The sequence below is a fragment of the Martelella mediterranea genome (genome assembly GCF_004342225.1).
GTDB classification, from domain to species: Bacteria; Pseudomonadota; Alphaproteobacteria; order Rhizobiales; family Rhizobiaceae; genus Martelella; species Martelella mediterranea_B.
The window spans coordinates 1-1,281 of record NZ_SMAR01000100.1; the positions used below are offsets into that span (position 1 = coordinate 1).

The 1,281-nt window shown below is 55.5% G+C and carries 1 protein-coding gene; it reads left to right on the forward strand.

All coding sequences use genetic code 11. The features are described from left to right. The first annotated feature begins 84 nt into the window (after positions 1–84). Positions 85–1,220 (forward strand): IS3 family transposase gene (locus EDC90_RS20755; protein WP_207903999.1). Its coding sequence is split into 2 segments (ribosomal slippage): positions 85–349 and positions 349–1,220, totalling 1,137 coding nucleotides; the frame shifts between segments, so codons are not numbered across the junction. Positions 1,221–1,281: the final 61 nt, after the last annotated feature.

A 1,281-nucleotide genomic window follows, 5' to 3' on the forward strand; every position in this document is an offset into this window, starting at 1 on the left:
TGAAGTGGCTCGGGAAAACTGAACAGGCGGTATAAGTGGTTTTCGGCTCTTCGATCCGGCATCATGCCGTCAACAGGAGCCCGTATGACAAGAAGACCCCGCCGTAATCATAGTCCCGCTTTCAAAGCGAAAGTCGCCCTGGCAGCGATCAAGGGTGAGAAGACCATGGTCGAGCTTTCGCAGCAGTTCGACGTCCACGCCAACCAGATCAAGCAATGGAAAGATCAATTACTCGAAGGCGCGATGAACGTCTTCGATGACGGGCGCAAGGAAGATGCGGCGCCTGCCGTCGATGTTAAAAACCTTCATGCGAAGATCGGCGAACTGACACTGGAGAACGATTTTTTAGCCGGCGCGCTCGACAAGGCCGGATTGTTGGGCGGAAAGCGATGATCAACCGGAACCATCCCCTTCCCATTTCCCGTCAGGCACGGGCTCTCGGCATCAGCCGTGGCAGCGTTTACTATCTGCCTCGGCCAACATCAATGGCTGATCTGGCGCTGATGCGCCGGATTGACGAGCTGCATCTGGACTACCCCTTCGCCGGGAGCCGGATGTTACAGGGGCTTTTGATAGCAGAAGGCTATCATGTCGGGCGTCTGCATGTCAGAACGCTGATGAAGAAGATGGGGATCGAGGCGATCTACCGGCGCCCGGACACCTCGAAACCGGCGCCGGGACACAAGATTTATCCCTATCTTTTGAAGAACGTTGCGGTCACCCGTCCCAATCAAGCCTGGGCAATCGACATAACGTATATCCCGATGGCGCGGGGCTTCGTTTATCTCTGCGCCGTCGTCGACTGGTTCTCTCGGCGAGTGTTGTCGTGGAAACTTTCGATCACGCTGGAAACCGCGTTCTGCATTGAGGCCGTCGAGGAAGCGCTCGGTCGATATGGCAAGCCAGAGATATTCAACAGCGATCAGGGATCGCAGTTCACATCCATTGATTTTACCGGGGTTTTGAAAGAGGCCGAAATCAAGATCTCGATGGACGGCAAGGGCGCTTGGCGCGACAATGTCTTCGTGGAGCGGCTTTGGCGGTCGATCAAATATGAAGAGGTCTATCTTCACGCCTACAAGACGGTCGCAGAAGCCCGAGCCGGGATCGGACGATATCTGACCTTCTACAACAGCCGCCGCCCGCATTCATCGCTTGACCGGAACACACCCGATCAGGCTTACTTCAACGCGCTGCCCGCGATATCAGAGGCAGCATAAACAAGGCCGAAAACCACTTAAGAACGACCAGCAGCCTGTTCAAACAAACCGAGCCACTTCA